General features: G+C 61.3%; 1 pseudogene. It reads right to left on the bottom strand.

The window, feature by feature from the left end:
- Positions 1-328: pseudogene (locus FYZ48_RS29350) on the bottom strand (hypothetical protein); the annotation flags it as partial.

Here is a 328-nt window from a genome sequence, read left to right as displayed (position 1 = left end):
CTGCGAGAGCGGATCGATGAAGATGTAGTCATCGAATTCACTGCCGACCACGTTTTCCATGAAGCTGGGGTTCGTGTCCGGCTGTTCGGGCTGCAGCTGACGCAGTTCAACCGTGTTCCCCCCGAAGACGTCCTGTGGAGTGTTGATGATATCCACATCGAAGACGATGCCCTGGCTGGCGAAGCGGAAGTCGACCGTGTCGTTGCCGTGGATGTCGGTGATCACGTCGACACTGCCGCCGGCCCCCGGTTCCATCAGGAACACATCGTTGCCGCCGTTACCGCTGCCGACGCCGTAACCGCCGCCGTCCAGGTTGTCGCTGCCCAGG

The organism is Gimesia chilikensis (assembly GCF_008329715.1).
GTDB classification, from domain to species: Bacteria; Planctomycetota; Planctomycetia; order Planctomycetales; family Planctomycetaceae; genus Gimesia; species Gimesia chilikensis.
The sequence above is the reverse complement of the archived record's forward strand: the minus strand, read 5'-3'. Positions and strand labels throughout refer to the sequence as shown.